The organism is Mannheimia haemolytica (genome assembly GCA_900638155.1).
GTDB classification, from domain to species: Bacteria; Pseudomonadota; Gammaproteobacteria; order Enterobacterales; family Pasteurellaceae; genus Mannheimia; species Mannheimia glucosida.
The window spans coordinates 1,405,964-1,424,546 of the sequence record LR134495.1; the positions used below are offsets into that span (position 1 = coordinate 1,405,964).

Consider the following 18,583-nt stretch of genomic DNA (forward strand, 5'->3'; position numbering starts at 1 on the left):
ATAACCGCTTGTGGAAACAAGCGGTTAAAATTTTTCGATTTTTTGCCAATCTTATGATTTATCCATTGGCTCAAAATCACGTTTAGTATGTCCGGTGTAGATTTGACGTGGACGAACGATTTTGATATTGCCTTGGAGATACATCTCTTTCCAGTGAGCAATCCAGCCAACGGTTCTGGCTAGGGCAAACATTACGGTAAACATTGAGGTTGGAATACCGATGGCTTTTAGCACGATTCCGGAGTAGAAATCTACGTTTGGATAAAGTTTATGCTCAATGAAATAAGGGTCGCTTAACGCAATACGTTCTAATTCCAATGCCACTTCAAATAGTGGGTTATCAATGTTCAGTTCTTTTAACACTTCGTGGCAGGTTTCACGCATTACTTTCGCACGAGGGTCGTAGTTTTTATAGACACGATGCCCAAAGCCCATTAAGCGGAACGGGTCATTTTTATCTTTGGCTCGAGCAATAAATTCAGGAATACGATCCACAGTGCCGATTTCTTCCAACATATTGATACAGGCTTCATTTGCTCCTCCGTGTGCAGGTCCCCATAGAGAGGCAATACCGGCAGCAATGCAAGCAAATGGGTTTGCACCTGATGAAGCGGCGGTTCGCACGGTTGAGGTCGAAGCGTTTTGTTCGTGGTCTGCATGTAAAATGAAAATTCGGTCTAACGCACGCTCTAACACAGGGTTCACTTCGTACGGTTCACAAGGAGTGGCAAACATCATATATAAGAAGTTGCCGGCGTAAGATAAGTGGTTTTGTGGGAACATAAACGGCTGACCGATAGAGTATTTATAACACATCGCCGCAAGGGTTGGGATTTTGGCTAACAAACGAATGGCGGTTAATTCACGGTGGGCTTGGTTGTTTACATCAATGGCGTCGTGGTAGAAGGCAGCCAAAGCTCCACTTACCCCACACATCACCGCCATTGGGTGCGAATCTCGGCGGAAACCGGAGAAGAATTTGGTTAGTTGTTCGTGTACAAGAGTGTGTTTTTTGATGAGTTGAACGAAGTCTTTGTATTCTTCTTTAGTAGGGCGTTCGCCGAATAACAGCATATACCCGACTTCTAAGTAATCAGAATGTTTGGCTAATTGGTCAATCGGGTAGCCTCGATAGAGTAAAACCCCTTCATCGCCATCAACATAAGTGATATTGGATTGGCATACAGCAGTTGAAACCAATCCGGGATCATAAGCAAACAACTTATGTTTTAAAAAAGGCTGAATATCAACAGTTTGGTAGCCTAAACTCCCTTTTTGCATATTGAGTTCCAGTGTTTCACCCGTTTCGAGTGTGAGTGTTGCTTTAGACATAAGTTACTCCTGTTTATTTTGGATTTAGAAGATAAACTAGATGATTTCCAAGAAAACCACAACGATTTTTTACATTTTATTTACATAAATGTGCGTTAGATCACAAATATCCTTTTCGGCATAGTCTGTTTTATTTACATTTAGAAATTTACTGTTTATAGTTAATCCATTGTTCTCTTCTTGTCAACATTCATTTTTCGTCACTACGAGGTAAACCAAATGCAAACACAAGTCTCAATTCCACAAGGCGAAACTATTCAACTAAACCAAGACGGTTCTCTAAAAGTACCTGATAATCCGATTATTCCTTTTATTGAAGGCGATGGCATTGGTGTTGATGTTACCCCAGCAATGAAAGCTGTTTTAGATGCGGCGGTGGAAAAAGCCTATCAAGGCAAGCGAAAAATTGCGTGGATGGAAATTTACGCAGGCGAAAAAGCGAATAAATTATATGGCGAAAACACCTGGTTGCCGGACGAAACCTTAGATCTTATCCGTCAATATCACGTTGCAATTAAAGGCCCGTTAATGACACCAGTGGGTGGCGGTATTCGTTCATTGAATGTGGCGATGCGTCAAGGGTTGGATTTGTACAACTGCTTACGCCCAATTCGTTATTATGACGGTACGCCAAGCCCGGTTAAACACCCTGAGCTGGTGGATATGGTTATTTTCCGTGAAAACTCAGAAGATATTTATGCCGGTGTAGAGTGGGTTGCCGGTTCGCCTGAAGCTAATAAAGTGATTCAATTCTTACAACAAGAGATGGGCGTGAAAAAAATCCGCTTTACCGAAGATTGCGGTATCGGAATTAAGCCGGTTTCTAAGCAAGGCACACAACGTTTGGTGCGAGCAGCATTACAATATGTGATTGATAACAATCGTAAATCGCTGACTCTGGTGCATAAAGGTAACATTATGAAATTTACCGAAGGGGCATTTAAAGAGTGGGGCTATCAAGTTGCCGAAGAATTTGGAGCAAAATTAATTGATAAAGGCCCTTGGATGAGCTTAACCAATCCGAAAACCGGCGAAGAAATCATTATTAAAGACAGTATTGCTGATGCGTTTTTACAAGAAATTTTATTACACCCGGCCGAATATGATGTAATTGCTACCCTGAATTTAAACGGTGACTATATTTCTGATGCTTTAGCCGCTCAAGTAGGAGGTATTGGTATTTCCCCGGGGGCGAATATTGGGTTTGAAGCAGCTATTTTTGAAGCGACACACGGCACAGCCCCTAAAATTGCAGGGCAAAATAAAGGCAATCCGGGGTCATTAATTTTAAGTGGGGAAATGATGTTACGCCATTTAGGCTGGGTTGAGGCAGCGGATTTAGTGGTAAAAGCGGTGTCTAAAACCATTGCAAATAAAACCGTAACCTTTGATTTTGCGGAGATGCTAGAGGGAGCAACTCTACGCTCAACCTCAGAATTTGCACAAGACATTATTGCCAATATGTAAAGTTGGAGAGGGAATGATGATGGAAAATTTTATAGAAAATTATCAACAACAGGTTGATGAACGTACGGCATTGGGAGTCGTGCCTAAACCACTTTCGGCAGAGCAAACTGCCCAGTTGGTAGAATTATTGAAAAACCCACCGGCTGAACAAGCGGTCTTTTTATTAGATCTTTTTACCAATCGTATTCCGGCCGGTGTTGATGAAGCAGCTTATGTTAAAGCCGCCTTTTTAGCCGATATTGCAAAAGGTGTTGCCACATCGCCACTGATTTCGCCTGCTCACGCAGTTAAATTACTCGGCACAATGCAAGGTGGGTATAACATTGAAACCTTATTGTCTGCATTGGATAACCCAGAGCTTGCACCGATTGCGGTGGAAGCTTTATCTAAAACATTGTTGATGTTTGATAATTTCCACGATGTAAAAGAACGGGCAGAGCAGGGCAATCCGTTTGCACAACAAGTATTGGAATCTTGGGCGAATGCCGATTGGTTTACCTCTCGCCCGAAACTTGCCGAAAAATTAACGGTAACGGTATTTAAAGTCACAGGCGAAACCAATACCGATGATCTTTCCCCGGCTCAAGATGCTTGGTCTCGCCCTGATATTCCACTCCACGCTCAAGCAATGCTGAAAAATGAACGTGACGGCATTTTCCCTGATGAAAACGGTCACACCGGCCCGATTAAGCAACTGGAAGCATTAAAAGAAAAAGGTTTTCCGTTAGCTTATGTGGGCGATGTCGTTGGCACCGGCTCTTCTCGTAAATCGGCAACCAACTCCGTGCTTTGGTTTATGGGGGAAGATATTCCTTACATTCCAAATAAACGTACCGGTGGTGTGGTGTTAGGTGGCAAAATTGCCCCGATTTTCTTTAATACATTAGAAGATGCAGGTTCTTTACCAATTGAAGTGGATGTGACCAACCTGAATATGGGTGATGTAATCGACATTTACCCTTATGCAGGCAAAATTTGCAAACACAATTCCGATGAAGTCTTAGCCGAATTTGAGCTAAAAACCGAAGTATTGCTTGATGAAGTACGTGCAGGTGGGCGAATCCCGCTGATTATCGGGCGTGGCTTGACTCATAAAGCCAGAGTAGCATTAGGATTGCCTGAAAGTGACGTATTTATTAAACCTCAGTCGGTTTCAGAGAGTAACAAAGGTTACACCCTTGCCCAAAAAATGGTGGGGCGTGCTTGTGGCGTAGAAGGCGTTCGACCGGGGCAATATTGCGAACCAAGAATGACGTCTGTCGGTTCACAAGATACTACAGGACCAATGACAAGAGATGAGCTAAAAGATTTAGCCTGTTTAGGTTTCTCCGCAGATCTTGTGATGCAATCGTTCTGCCATACTGCCGCTTACCCGAAACCGGTGGACGTAATTACCCACCACACCTTGCCTGATTTTATTATGAACCGTGGCGGTGTATCACTTCGCCCGGGTGATGGTGTGATTCACTCTTGGCTAAACCGTATGTTATTGCCGGATACTGTCGGTACAGGCGGCGACTCCCACACCCGTTTCCCAATCGGGATTTCATTCCCTGCCGGTTCGGGCTTAGTTGCCTTTGCTGCGGCAACAGGGGTGATGCCGTTAGATATGCCGGAATCGGTTTTAGTCCGTTTTTCCGGCACAATGCAACCGGGCATTACCTTACGCGATCTGGTTCACGCTATTCCGTACTATGCCATTCAGCAAGGCTTATTGACAGTTGAGAAAAAAGGCAAGAAAAATATTTTCTCCGGTCGAATTTTAGAGATTGAAGGGTTGGAAGATCTGAAAATCGAACAAGCCTTTGAGCTTTCTGATGCTTCTGCCGAACGTTCTGCCGCAGCTTGTACTATTAAGCTGAACAAAGAGCCAATTATCGAGTATCTAAATTCTAATATCACCTTATTAAAATGGATGATTGCAGAAGGCTATGATGATAAACGTACGCTGGAACGCCGTATCGCCAATATGCAAGCGTGGTTGGATAATCCGGAGCTTTTAGAAGCAGACGAAAATGCTGAATATGCTGCAGTGATTGAGATCAACTTAGATGAAATCAAAGAGCCGATTGTGTGTGTACCAAATGACCCTGATGATGCTCGTCTGCTTTCACAAGTGCAAGGCGATAAAATTGATGAGGTCTTTATCGGTTCTTGTATGACCAATATCGGGCATTTCCGTGCGGCAGGTAAACTATTAAGCCAAGCACAGGGCGAGTTGCCGACTAAATTATGGATTGCACCGCCGACTAAAATGGACGCAGGCTTGCTGACCGAAGAAGGCTATTACAGCATTTACGGCAAAAGCGGGGCGAGGGTAGAGATGCCGGGCTGTTCGCTTTGTATGGGTAACCAAGCTCGAGTGGCAAATAATGCCAATGTGGTTTCTACTTCTACTCGAAACTTCCCGAACCGTTTGGGGCAAGGGGCAAATGTGTATTTAGCCTCAGCGGAATTAGCTGCAGTGTCTGCATTATTAGGTAAATTGCCAACACCGCAAGAGTACCTAGACTATATGAATAACTTGCAGAAAGATAAGGACGATATTTACCGCTATATGAACTTTGACCAAATCAATAGTTATGTGAAAAAAGCGGATAATGTAATCGTTCAAGTTGCCGTTTAACTTCCTTGAAACCCACCTTTTTAGGTGGGTTTTATTTTGCAAATTTTTGGCTAAAAACAACCGCTTGTGGTTGCAACTTTTGGCTTAATCCAGTAAATTCCTCTCAATTTTGTAATAGAAAAGGCATTAATTTAAATGAACACAGCATTAGAAAAAGGGAAGTTTGTCTTTTTGGATAAACTGGAAAATACCATTACCACTGCCGCCCACTGGGGTGCATTAAATGTAACAGTGGAAAACGGAAAAGTCGTGAAATCAGAGGGCAGCTTAGCAAAAAATCACCAAAACGAATTACAAGATGTGGTGGCGGATCAGCTCTATAGCCCGGTTCGGGTGAAATATCCGATGGTACGGAAAGGCTATTTGGAAGGGAATAAAGACACCACTTTACGAGGGAGAGATGAGTGGGTAAGAGTCTCTTGGGACAAAGCCTTTGAGCTAGTTTCCAGCGAAATCCAACGAGTAAGAGAACAATACGGGAGTGAATCCATTTTCGGTGGTTCTTACGGTTGGTATAGCTGTGGTTCACTGCACGCCTCTCGCACGCTTTTACAACGTTATTTAAACCTAACAGGTGGTTTTACCAACACCAAAGGCGACTATTCCACCGGTGCGGTGCAAGTGATTATGCCTTATGTATTAGGCAATATTGAGGTGTATGCTCAACAAACCAGTTGGCATACGATTGTAGAAAGCACAGAATTATTGGTGATTTGGTCTTCTAACCCGTTAAATACATTGCGGATTGCGTGGACCTCTGCCGAACCGGAGGGGATTGATTATCTGGCTAAAATCAAAGCCAGCGGTAAACGGATTATTTGTATCGACCCGGTGAAAAGCGAGACCTGTCAATTTTTAGAGGCAGAATGGTTGCCGATTAATACCGGCACGGATGTCGCCCTGATTTTAGGGATCGCCCACACCCTTATTACTGAAAACAAGCATGATCACGACTTTTTAGCCAACTATACCGTCGGTTTCGAGCAATTTGCTGATTATGTGTTAGGAAAAACCGATAATCAACCGAAAACGGCTGAATGGGCGAGCCAAATTTGTGGCATTCCGGAGGAGGTGATTAAAACCTTAGCCAATGATTTTGTTACTCACCGCACAATGTTGATGTCCGGCTGGGGATTTCAACGCCTGCAACACGGGGAGCAAAGCCACTGGGCGTTAGTGACTCTTGCCGCTATGCTCGGGCAAATTGGCTTGCCAGGTGGCGGTTTCGGCTTAAATTATCGTTATTCTACCAATGGGCTAAATGCCAGTTCAGGTGTTCGTTTAGGAGCAATAAATGCAGGTAAACCTAACCCCGATATGCCGTTTTTCCCAGTGGCTCGAATTGCTGATGCCTTGCTTAAACCAAATCAGCCTTACGATTACAACGGACAGACCTTAGTTTACCCTGATGTGAAATTAGTCTATTGGGCAGGCGGCAATCCGTTTGCCCATCACCCGGATACCAACTATTTAGTCAAAGCGTGGCAGCAGCCGGAAACAGTCATCGTCAATGAATGCTATTGGACACCAACCGCTCGAATGGCGGATATTGTATTACCGGCGACCACCAGCTACGAGCGAAACGATCTCACCGTTGCCGGTGATTATGTGGCAAAACATATTATCCCGATGAAACAGGTGGTCGAACCGCAATTTGAAGCGAAAAACGACTACGATATTTTTGCCGAATTAGCGAAACGAGCCGGTAAAGAACAAGCATTTACCGAAGGCAAAAGCGAAATGGAATGGCTTAAAGAATTTTACCAAGTTGCCTTTGAAGCGGGGGAAAAAGCTAATACGCCATTGCCGGATTTCGAGGTATTTTGGGCAGAAAATAAAGTGTTAAGTTTTGAGGCAGAACATCAAAATAATACTTTCGTTCGCTATCAAGATTATCGTGCTGATCCGATTAAACACAAATTGGCAACGCCATCAGGCAAAATTGAGATTTTCTCTGAAACCGTTGCCAAGATGAATTATGAAGATTGTAAAGGACACCCGACTTGGTTTGAACATTACGAATATTCAGGCAAAACCAACGAAGCCGAGCCATTGGCATTAGTTACACCGCATATTAAATACCGTTTACACAGTCAGCTTGCGTACTCCTCATTACGTCAATATTACGAGGTAAACGGCAGAGAACCCATGCTAATTCACACAAAAGACGCCGCTGACAGAGGCATTACAAGCGGTGATATTGTGCGAATTTTTAACAAGCGAGGGCAGGTGTTGGCAGGAGCAGTAGTGACTGATGGCATCATTCAAGGCACAGTAGCGTTATACGAAGGCGGTTGGTATGACCCGCAAGATTTAGGCAAAACCGACACTCCACTATGCAAAAATGGCAACCCGAATGTGCTAACCCGTAATGAGGGTTCATCAAAACTCGGGCAGGGGAATGCACCTAACACTACCACGATTCAAGTGGAAAAATTCGTGGGAGATGCACCTGAAGTGACGGTGTTTAAAGCCCCTGTTTTTAGTGAATAGCAATTAATCCAAGCGGTTATTTTTCTACTGTTTTTTGCAAAAAAGAAAGAAATAAGGCCGCTTGTTTATTTGACGACTTTTCACTAATTTGCTACTCTCTCGCTTCATTTTTAGCCGACTTTGCTCGGCTTTTCTTTTTATTTAAGGGTAATAATGACAACTTTATTTCAGCAATTTTCGCCTACGGTAATTAAACAACAATGGTTTTCAAATGTACGAGGTGATGTTCTCTCTGGTTTAGTGGTGGCTTTGGCGTTAATTCCAGAAGCCATAGCATTTTCAATTATTGCAGGGGTTGATCCACAAATTGGTTTATATGCCTCATTTTGTATTGCAGTAATTATCAGTTTTGTGGGCGGCAGACCGGCGATGATTTCTGCAGCAACCGGTGCAATGGCTCTGGTATTAGCAGGCTTAGTGAGGGATCACGGTTTACAATATATGCTAGCGGCTACCTTATTAACAGGCGTGTTGCAAATTATTGCCGGTTGGTTAAAACTCGGCTCGCTTATGCGGTTTGTGGCACGAGCCGTAGTGATTGGTTTTGTTAATGCACTTGCCATTTTAATTTTTATGGCACAACTACCTGAGTTACAAAATACAACTTGGCATACTTATGCACTGGTGGTAGCAGGGCTTGCTATCATTTATCTTTTTCCTTATGTACCGGTGATTGGAAAAATCATTCCCTCACCATTAGTGACCATTATTGCTTTAACACTTTTCACATTATGGCAAGGCATTGATGTTCGTACCGTTGGGGATATGGGGCAATTACCCGATACCTTACCAGTGTTTTTATTACCCGATATTCCGCTTAATTTAGACACCTTATGGATTATTTTGCCTTATTCTTTCAGCTTGGCCGCAGTAGGGTTATTGGAATCTTTAATGACGGCAACGATTGTTGATGAAATGACAGAGACAGACAGCGATAAAAACCGTGAATGTAAAGGGCAGGGCATTGCCAATATTATTAGTGGCTTATTTGGTGGTATGGCAGGTTGTGCGATGATTGGGCAGTCGGTCATTAATGTTAAATCCGGTGGACGTACAAGACTATCTACCTTTCTCGCCGGTTTTTTGTTACTGATTTTTGTGGTATTTTTGAGCGATATTCTAAAAGTGATTCCGATGGCAGCATTAGTTGCGGTGATGATTATGGTCTCTATCGGCACCTTTAATTGGCAATCCTTAAAAGAGCTAAAAACGCACCCAATCGGTTTTAATGTAGTGATGTTAGTCACCGTTGCGATTGTGGTTTATACACATAACTTAGCCCTTGGCGTATTTTCCGGCGTGTTACTCTCAGCGTTATTCTTTGCGAATAAAATTGGGCATTATATGGTGGTAAAAACAAGTGCTATAGAGAAAAATGAATTGCGTTATGATGTTATCGGGCAAGTGTTTTTTGCCTCATCTGATGATTTTATCGCACAATTTGATTTTACCCGTTCAGAACTGAAAAAAGTCCATATTGATTTAACCCACGCTCACTTTTGGGACGTAACGGCAGTTTCAGCGTTAGATAAAGTTGTGTTGAAATATCGAAAAAGTGATGTTGAGGTAGAAATTATCGGATTAAATGAGGCCAGCAAAACCTTAGTAGATAGATTTGGGGTTCACGATAAATCGGAAGATGTGGATATCTTGAACCATTAAGCATACAAGCGGTGATTTTTTGTAATTTTTTTGCAAAATTTCACCGCTTGTTGGTTTCGATAATATGATATAGTAAGCCATCTAACATCATACCTATCTTCAATTATGAAAAACAAATTTGTAGCAATTGCCGCATTCAGCGGTTTATTTACCGTGGCATTTGGGGCGATAGCCAGCCACGCATTATCGACTCAATTATCGCCTAAAGCCTTAGACTGGATTGAGACGGGCATTCAATATCAAATGTTTCACACCCTTGCCATTTTAGCCTTAGGCTTATTCCAAATTGCAAATTTGGGGCAAAATCCGCCCGCTTGTAGAGCCAAAGCCTTTAACCTCATCGGAGGCAGTTGGGCATTAGGCATTTTGCTTTTTAGTGGCAACCTGTACTTACTGGCGTTAAATGTGCCGACTATTCATTGGCTTACGCCTGTTGGTGGACTCAGCTTTATGCTTGGTTGGATTGCGTTAATTTACATCAGTGTGAGAAAAGCCTAATGTTCAATAAATTAGCCTTATATTGCCGAGCAGGGTTTGAAAAAGAGGTGGCAGGCGAAATCACAGATAAAGCTGCACAACAGGGCATTTTCGGCTTTGCCAACCTTAAAGAAAATAGTGGTTATGTGATTTTTGAGTGCTATCAAGCAGGCGAGGCAGACCGATTAGCCCAAGCGTTAAAGTTTGAACAGCTTATTTTTGTTCGCCAAATGTTGGTTGTTGGGGATTTGTTGCAAAATCTACCTGAGAATGATCGCATTTCACCGATTTTAGCCCAATATGCCGAACTCAATCCTCGCAAAAGTTCCGATGTGTTTGTCGAAACACCGGATACCAACGACGCGAAAGAATTATTAACTTTCTGTCGTAAATTTACCGTACCGTTACGTTCTGCCTTGAAAAAACAAGGTTGGTTGGGGAAATCGGAAAATATGCAGGGTAGTATGAGCTTGCATATTTTATTTATTCGCCCGGGAGCTTGCTATGTAGGCTATGCGTATAACCATAATAAATCACCGTTTTTTATGGGGATTCCTCGTTTGAAATTTCCGGCTGAAGCTCCAAGCCGTTCAACGCTTAAATTAGAAGAGGCGATTTTAACTTTTATTCCGCACGCAGAGGAGAAAAAACGCTTTAATGATACGATGGTAGGGGTTGATCTGGGGGCTTGTCCGGGTGGTTGGACTTATCAATTAGTCAAACGTGGTGTTTTTGTCTATGCAGTCGATCACGGCAAAATGGCAGCAAGTTTACACGAAACCGGCAGAATTGAGCATTGCCCTGAAGACGGGTTTAAATTCCAACCGCCTAAGCGTAAACAAATCGATTGGCTGGTGTGTGATATGGTAGAGCAGCCGATTCGCATTGCGAAACTCATTGCAAAATGGCTGACTAACGGTTGGTGTCGAGAAACGATTTTCAACCTAAAACTGCCGATGAAAAAACGTTATCAAGAAGTGCAATTGTGTCTCAATTTCTTGGAAGAAGAGCTAACCAAACACGGATTTTGGTTCAAAATGCAAGCTAAACACCTCTACCACGACCGTGAGGAAATTACGGTACATATTGCAGTAATGGGAAAATAATTCGCAAGCGGTAAAATTTTCACAAAATCTTGCTGATTTCTTGTAAAATCAGACCGCTTGTAAGAAACAAATATAAAAAGGAAGAACAAATATGACATTAAAAATTGGAATCGTCGGTGCCGGTGGGCGAATGGGGCGTCAATTAATTCAAGCTGTCCATAATGCACAAGGCGTAGAATTAGGGGCGGCTTTTGAGCGTAAAGGTTCATCATTAGTAGGTAGTGATGCTGGTGAAGTAGCCGGGGTTGGTGCATTAGGTGTGGTGATTTCTGATGATGTCGCCCAAAATGTAGCAGGTTTTGATTTACTCATTGATTTTACTCGCCCTGAGGGCACGCTAGAACATTTGGATATTTGTGTGGCTCATCATAAACAAATGGTGATTGGCACAACCGGTTTTGATGATGCAGGTAAAGCTGCAATCAAAGCAGCGAGTGAAAAAATCGGTATCGTTTTTGCCTCAAACTACAGCGTTGGGGTGAATCTGGTGTTTAAATTGCTCGAAAAAGCGGCAAAAGTAATGGGCGATTATTGTGATATTGAAGTGATTGAGGCACACCATCGCCATAAAGTTGATGCACCATCAGGTACGGCTTTATCAATGGGTGAACATATTGCCAAAACTCTTGGGCGTGACTTGAAAACTCACGGCGTATTTGAACGTAACGGTATTACAGGCGAACGCAAACGTGATGAAATTGGCTTTGCTACTATTCGTGCCGGTGATGTTGTGGGAGAGCATAGCGTTTGGTTCGCTGATGAAGGCGAGCGTGTCGAAATTGCACATAAAGCTTCTAGCCGAATGACGTTTGCCAATGGTGCGGTGCGTGCCGCAAAATGGTTAAATGGCAAACAAAATGGCTTGTTTGATATGACAGACGTATTGGATCTAAATAATCTGTAATTGAAGGATAATAACAATGACAAAATTCAATAATATTGAAACCACATTAGTGCAAATCGGTAACAGAACTGATCCTCGTACAGGGGCGGTGGCAATGCCGATTATCTTATCAACTGCTTACGGGCGTGATGGCTTAGGCGAATCTACCGGCTGGGATTACACCCGTACCAAAAACCCAACTCGAGCTGTATTAGAGCAGGGGATTGCGGATTTAGAAGGCGGTGATGCCGGTTTTGCGATGGCATCTGGAATGGCAGCGATTCAGCTAGTGATGTCATTATTTAAAGCCCCCGATGAATGGATTATTTCCAGCGATGTTTACGGTGGTTCTTACCGTTTGTTTGATTTTAGCCACAAAAATCACGGCACATTAAAGCCGGTTTATGTTAATACGGCGGATTTAGCGGCAATTGAAGCAGCTATTACACCGAATACTAAGGCAATTTTCGTAGAAACACCGTCAAATCCATTGATGGAGGAGTGTGACGTTGCTGCTATTGCTAAAATTGCGAAAAAGCATAATTTAATGTTGATCGTTGATAATACGTTCTTAACACCGGCGTTATTCCGTCCGATTGAGCACGGAGCTGATATTGTGATTCACAGTGCGACCAAGTATCTTTCAGGCCATAATGATGTGTTAGCCGGCTTAATTGTTGCGAAAGATTCTGATGCTACCAAAGTAAACGGGCAGAATTTAACCGAGCGTTTGTTCTATTTCCAAAACTGTGCCGGTGCAGTGCTATCGCCATTTGATTCTTACCTTGCCGTGCGTGGTATGAAAACCTTGGCATTACGAATGGAACGTCATCAGTCTAATGCCACCGAGCTGGCGAAATTCTTGGCCGAACAACCTGAAATTGACAGCGTGTTATATTCAGGCAAAAGCGGTATGTTATCTTTCCGTTTACAAAAAGAAGAGTGGGTACCGAAATTCCTCAAGGCAATTAAATTGATTACCTTTGCGGAAAGTTTAGGCGGTGCAGAAAGTTTTATTACTTATCCTGCAACACAAACCCATATGGATATTCCGGAAGCAGAACGTATCGCTCGAGGCATTACGAATAATTTACTGCGCTTTTCTGTTGGTTTAGAACACGTTGAAGATATTAAAGCTGATTTACTGCAAGCCTTTAAACAATTGAAGTAATTGTTAGCATTTCACAAGTTGCAAGCGGTCATATTAGGTATGAATTTTACCAATCTGACCGTTTTCTTTTTTAATAAAGGAAGGAAAAAGCACGCAAAGATTTAATTAAATGTATTATTTTAATAATCTATTTAACATAATATACGTTATGCGAAAATTTATGATATAAATCATTGATTTATAAGGATTTATTTATTTTTATCAATCGGAGGTATTATTGAAACGCCATCACATCTATGTAACGACATAATCTATAAGTTATTATGTAAACACACTTGTTTTGTAATAAATACTTTTCATATCATAATGAATTATGATAATCTTTAGCCTTAAAAGTTAAATAAGGACTTTAAGAAAATGGATAGTATTTTAGGTAAAAAAATTAATTCAACTGCAATACCATCACTATTATGTGATTTTTATAAAACTTCACATCGAGTTCAATATCCTGAAGGTTCTCAGTTTTTATATAGTACATTCACACCTCGTAGTAATATTTATGCTCCATTTGTTGCACGTGTTGTATCATTTGGCTTTCAGGCATTTATTTTAAAATACTTGATTCATTATTTTAACGATAATTTTTTTTCTCGCTCACAACATGACGTTGTTTCTGAATATACCCAATTTATTTCTGACACATTGAATATTGAGGACTCTGGCGAACATATTGCACAATTGCATCAGCTCGGTTACTTACCTATCAGAATTAAAGCTATTCCAGAAGGAAAATCTGTTGCAGTGAAAGTTCCTTTAATGACAATTGAAAACACTCACTCAAGCTTTTTTTGGCTGACTAATTATTTGGAAACCCTGATTAATGTGTCATTATGGCAGCCTATTACATCAGCTTCCATTGCATTTGCTTATCGTAAGGCTTTAGCCGAATTTTCAGAGCAAACCTGTGATGATAATAGCCATCTACCCTTCCAGGCACACGATTTCTCTATGCGTGGAATGAGTTCCTTAGAATCAGCAGAAAGCTCCGGCGCTGGACATCTAACCTCATTTTTAGGCACAGATACTATTCCTGCAATTTCATTCGTGACAGCCTATTATGGTTCTCAACATTTAATCGGTACATCTATTCCGGCATCAGAACATTCGGTGATGAGTTCACACGGTGTTGATGAGCTGCCGACTTTCCGTTATTTAATGGCAAAATATCCAAACAATATGCTATCTATTGTGGCAGATACAACCGATTTCTGGCATAACATCACCGTTAATTTACCATTATTAAAACAAGAAATTTTAGCTCGACCGGAATCAGCTAAACTGGTTATCCGCCCTGATAGCGGTGATTTTTTTGCAATTATTTGCGGTGACAGTTCTTCCCCCGTTGAACACGAGCGCAAAGGTCTAATTGAGTGTTTGTGGGATATTTTTGGTGGTAGTATCAACCAAAAAGGTTATAAAGTGCTTAATCCGCATATTGGGGCAATTTATGGTGACGGCGTCACTTATGATAAAATGATACGGATTTTAGAGGGCTTAACGGCAAAAGGTTTTGCTTCCAGCAATATTGTGTTTGGCGTTGGGGCTCAAACTTATCAACGCAATACTCGTGATACGCTGGGTTTTGCAATCAAAGCGACTTCAATTACAATTAACGGTGTCGAAAAGGCGATTTTCAAAGCCCCTAAAACCGATAACGGCTTAAAAAAATCGCAAAAAGGGCGAGTAAAAGTAATCTCTTATGATCATTATGTTGACGAGCTAACCGCACTGGATGATTTTTCAGATGATCTTTTAGAGGTGGTTTTTGAAAATGGTAAGTTAGTCAAATCGACCAATTTTGATGAAATTCGGCAAAATATAGCACAACAATTTTAGAAAAATGGAATGAAACAAGCGGTCAAATTTGTTAATTTTTTTGCAAATTAGACCGCTTGTATTTAGCTCTGATTATTTGGTTAAATCAATACGGTAAACCGCAAAGCCGGTTTCATCGTTTTCGATGTACTCCATCGGATATTGTGCATTTTCCTTAATGAAGGCTTTAGCTTTATCTGTTGGAGAGGTTTCAAAACGAATATCCAGTTTTGCATTTGAGCTAATTGGTGCAATACGCCAGTTGTTATCCGCTTTCGGACTTACCTGCCCGTGAGCTTTACTTTCGGTGGTAATATAATTCGCTAACACTTGGCGATTTTCGTCCGGTGCAGCAAATACAATGTGTTTATCGCCTGTTCCCGGGAATTTTGCTCCATAAGCGCGGTAATTGTTGGTGGCAATTAAGAATTCTTGTTTAGGATCAACCGGTTTACCTTCAAAAGTCAAATTCACAACACGGTGCGAATTAGGATTGATCAATTTGCATTCGCCGTCATAACGAGCCGGTTGGGTTAAATCAAACTGATAATTCACGCCATCGATCACATCGTAGTTATAGGTGCGGAAACCTGTCCAATCTAATAAATATTGAGGCTTATCCGAAGCGATATCAATTTGTTTGAACATTCCTGCACTACACTCTAACCACTCTTTTAATTCTGCTCCTGTTGCTTTAACCACCACTAAGGTATTTGGGTAAAGGTATAAGTCCGCCGCATTGCGGAAAGTTAATTCGCCTTTATCTACTTCGGTATAGCCTGTTGGGTCATTTTTACGGCCTCCAACTTTAAATGGCGCTCCAGCACTTAAAATAGGTAATCCAGCAAGTTCCGGTAAGCCTTTTACCACATTTTCTACATACGCTTTTTGAGCTTGGTTCACAATTTGAATGGTTGGGTCATCTTGAACTAACGCAAGGTAACTATACATATTATCAGTTGCTTTACCGATAGGTTGAGACACAAATTGACGGGTTGCTTCATGGGTTTCTTTTAATAATGCAACGATTTCAGGGTGGTTCTCAACGGTTGCTTTTTTCTCTTCCGTATTATAAATTGGACGCAACTCTGCTCTACCGTCCACAACGCCCCATTTACCATTGTTTTCGGCCAAGCTTAAATCAATCACACTGATGTTATTCCCCCAGTAGCCAGCCATACTTTCCGGTACGCCTTTCATTGTTCCTTTTGCAATATCGGCATTTGGTGAATTTGCAAATTCTTTATTTGGGAACAGGCGATGTGAATGCCCGAAAATAACAGCATCAATGCCTTTTACATCAGCAAGATAGAATGCACAGTTCTCTGCTCCTTCTTTATACGGTTCGTCAGACGGACCGGTATGTGCTAATGCAACGACAATATCTGCCCCTTCTTTTTTAACTATAGGCACATATTTTTGTGCGGTTTTCACAATATCTCGGGCTTCAACTTTTCCCTCAAGATTAGCTTTATCCCAAATCATCACTTGTGGCGGTACAAAACCGATATAACCAATCTTAAGTGTGTGTTTGTTACCTTTTTCATCAAAAATTTCTTTTTGTTGAATAACATAAGGTGTAAAGAATGGTTCATCTGTCTCCGGCTTCACAATATTTGCATTGATAATTGGAAATTTTGCTTGCTTAATAGCATTATCTAAATAGCTTAAACCGTAGTTAAACTCATGATTTCCCAGCGTTCCGACTTCATATTGCATCGCATTTAATGCCATAATCGAAGGTTCAGGTCTGCCCTCTTTTGCACCTTTGGTTGACTGGTAGTCAGAAATAGGATTACCTTGAATTAAGTCACCATTATCGACCAACACACTGTTTTTAACTTCTGCTCTAGCTTGTTTAATTAGGCTTGCTGTACGGGTAAAACCAAACTTTTCTGTTGGAGCATCTTTGTAATAATCAAAATCAGTTAAGAAACCGTGAATATCCGTAGTCGCGATGACTCGCAGGGCCGCTTTATTTTTTGCCTTTTGTGCAAAAGCAGAAGGTTGTGTCCCCAATACAAGCATTGCAGTTGCACCAAGCTGGATAAATTTTCTTCTATTTAACATAAAATATCTCCTTAATGAAATGAAAGGGTAAATTGTAAAATATTTTAGAAAAATAACCGCTTGTTCGCCATATTTTTTCACATTTATAGCTTGTTATATCAAATTTTAAACACATTTTTATCTTTCTTTGAGTTCAAGCATTTATTTTAAGAGCTGAAAGGTGTATCCTTTACACCTTAAATACACCAATAAAAATAGTATTTTCTTCAAACTCATTTCATAAAATAAGGTAATTTGACCATGTCTAAAAACTTAATCTTAATCCTTAACTGCGGTAGTTCATCTCTTAAATTTGCTATTTTAGATCCTAAAACAGGTGATGAAAAATTATCTGGACTTGCTGAAGCTTTTCATTTAGAAGATGCACGTATCAAGTGGAAGTTAAACGGGGAGAAAGGTAATGCTGATTTAGGTGCAGGTGCCGCACATAGTGAAGCACTTACCTTTATTGCTGAAAAATTGTTATCTGACGAATTAAAAGCAGGTATCGGCGCAATTGGTCATCGTATTGTTCATGGCGGTGAAAAATTCACCTCATCAGTTGTAATTACCGATGATGTGATTAAAGGTATTGAAGATGCAACGCAATTTGCACCATTACACAACCCTGCGCATTTAATTGGTATTAAAGAAGCATTCCGCATTTTCCCTGAATTAAAAGACAAAAACGTAGCTGTATTTGACACTGCATTCCACCAGACAATGCCGGAACACGCATTCTTATATGCACTTCCATATAAATTCTATAAAGAAAATGGTATTCGTCGCTACGGTTTCCATGGCACAAGCCACTTCTATATTACCTCACAAGTTGCAGAATTAGCAGGTAAGTCTGTTGAGCAAACCAATGCCATTATTTGCCACTTAGGTAACGGTGGTTCTGTTTCTGTTGTACGCAATGGTAAATGTATTGATACCTCAATGGGTTTAACTCCATTAGAAGGTTTAGTAATGGGTACTCGCTCTGGTGACTTAGACCCTGCGATTATCTCTTTCTTATACAATAACTTAGGTATGTCAATGGACGAAATTGATACTACTCTAGTAAAAAAATCTGGTCTTTTAGGTTTAACTGGCGTAACTAGTGACTGTCGTTATGCAGAAGATAATTACAATGATGTTTCAAAACCGGAAGCAAAACGCGCTTTAGATGTATATAGCTATCGTTTAGCTAAATACATTGGTTCATATATGGCAATTTTAGGCGATGACCACTTAGATGCTATCGCATTTACCGGTGGTATCGGTGAAAATTCAGGCTTAGTACGTGAATTAACCTTAAATCACTTAAAATTATTTGGCGTTAAATTAGATCAAGAACGTAACCTTGCTGCCCGTTTTGGTAAAGATGGGGTCATTACAGCGGACGATTCAACATTTAAAGCTGTGGTTATCCCAACTAATGAAGAACTCGTGATTGCACAAGATACCGCTAAATTAGCATTATAACTACTAGGGCAGATATTCTGCCCTTTCACTTT

12 protein-coding genes are annotated in these 18,583 nt (G+C 41.2%); 10 read left to right on the plus strand and 2 right to left on the minus strand.

Annotated elements, in window-relative coordinates; all coding sequences use genetic code 11:
- Window positions 1–51: 51 nt before the first annotated feature.
- A complete protein-coding gene (locus EL242_RS06905) occupies window positions 52–1,332 on the minus strand; it encodes a citrate synthase (RefSeq protein WP_126302041.1) in 1,281 nt (426 codons plus the stop codon).
- Window positions 1,333–1,551: 219 nt separating this feature from the next.
- Here EL242_RS06905 and icd point away from each other — a divergent pair, with 219 nt between their 5' ends.
- The 9 genes from icd (at window position 1,552) to EL242_RS06950 (ending at window position 15,053) form a co-directional block, all read left to right on the plus strand.
- Window positions 1,552–2,799 (plus strand): NADP-dependent isocitrate dehydrogenase, encoded by a 1,248-nt coding sequence (gene icd / locus EL242_RS06910; RefSeq protein ID WP_126302042.1) that lies wholly within the window; start codon window positions 1,552–1,554, stop codon window positions 2,797–2,799.
- Between the two features lie 19 nt (window positions 2,800–2,818).
- Complete coding sequence (acnB, locus tag EL242_RS06915) at window positions 2,819–5,425, plus strand: bifunctional aconitate hydratase 2/2-methylisocitrate dehydratase (RefSeq protein ID WP_126302730.1); 2,607 nt, start codon at window positions 2,819–2,821, stop codon at window positions 5,423–5,425.
- Between the two features lie 135 nt (window positions 5,426–5,560).
- Entirely contained in the window at window positions 5,561–7,918 is a 2,358-nt protein-coding gene (locus EL242_RS06920) for a molybdopterin guanine dinucleotide-containing S/N-oxide reductase (protein WP_126302043.1), read from the plus strand.
- A 153-nt stretch (window positions 7,919–8,071) separates the two neighbouring features.
- Complete coding sequence (locus EL242_RS06925) at window positions 8,072–9,580, plus strand: SulP family inorganic anion transporter (protein WP_126302044.1); 1,509 nt, start codon at window positions 8,072–8,074, stop codon at window positions 9,578–9,580.
- Between the two features lie 105 nt (window positions 9,581–9,685).
- Complete coding sequence (locus tag EL242_RS06930; RefSeq protein ID WP_126302045.1) at window positions 9,686–10,078, plus strand: DUF423 domain-containing protein; 393 nt, start codon at window positions 9,686–9,688, stop codon at window positions 10,076–10,078.
- On the plus strand, window positions 10,078–11,163 hold the full coding sequence (gene rlmM / locus EL242_RS06935) for a 23S rRNA (cytidine(2498)-2'-O)-methyltransferase RlmM (RefSeq protein WP_126302046.1): 1,086 nt from the start codon (window positions 10,078–10,080) through the stop codon (window positions 11,161–11,163). Before EL242_RS06930 ends, rlmM begins: the two co-directional genes overlap by 1 nt.
- 91 nt (window positions 11,164–11,254) lie before the next feature.
- Window positions 11,255–12,067, plus strand: a complete 813-nt coding sequence (gene dapB / locus EL242_RS06940) for a 4-hydroxy-tetrahydrodipicolinate reductase (RefSeq protein WP_126302047.1) — start codon at window positions 11,255–11,257, stop codon at window positions 12,065–12,067.
- 16 nt (window positions 12,068–12,083) lie between these two features.
- Window positions 12,084–13,217 (plus strand): methionine biosynthesis PLP-dependent protein, encoded by a 1,134-nt coding sequence (locus EL242_RS06945; protein WP_126302048.1) that lies wholly within the window; start codon window positions 12,084–12,086, stop codon window positions 13,215–13,217.
- 357 nt (window positions 13,218–13,574) lie between these two features.
- Window positions 13,575–15,053: a nicotinate phosphoribosyltransferase gene (locus tag EL242_RS06950; protein ID WP_126302049.1), complete on the plus strand. Its 1,479-nt coding sequence runs from the start codon at window positions 13,575–13,577 to the stop codon at window positions 15,051–15,053.
- A 72-nt stretch (window positions 15,054–15,125) separates the two neighbouring features.
- Here EL242_RS06950 and cpdB read toward each other — a convergent pair whose 3' ends face one another.
- On the minus strand, window positions 15,126–17,102 hold the full coding sequence (gene cpdB, locus EL242_RS06955; RefSeq protein ID WP_126302050.1) for a 2',3'-cyclic-nucleotide 2'-phosphodiesterase: 1,977 nt from the start codon (window positions 17,100–17,102) through the stop codon (window positions 15,126–15,128).
- 240 nt (window positions 17,103–17,342) lie between these two features.
- Between cpdB and EL242_RS06960 the strand changes: the two genes are divergently transcribed.
- The gene (locus EL242_RS06960) at window positions 17,343–18,551 is read left to right on the plus strand and encodes an acetate kinase (RefSeq protein WP_126302051.1); all 1,209 of its coding nucleotides are present in this window, start codon (window positions 17,343–17,345) and stop codon (window positions 18,549–18,551) included.
- Window positions 18,552–18,583 lie beyond the last annotated feature (32 nt).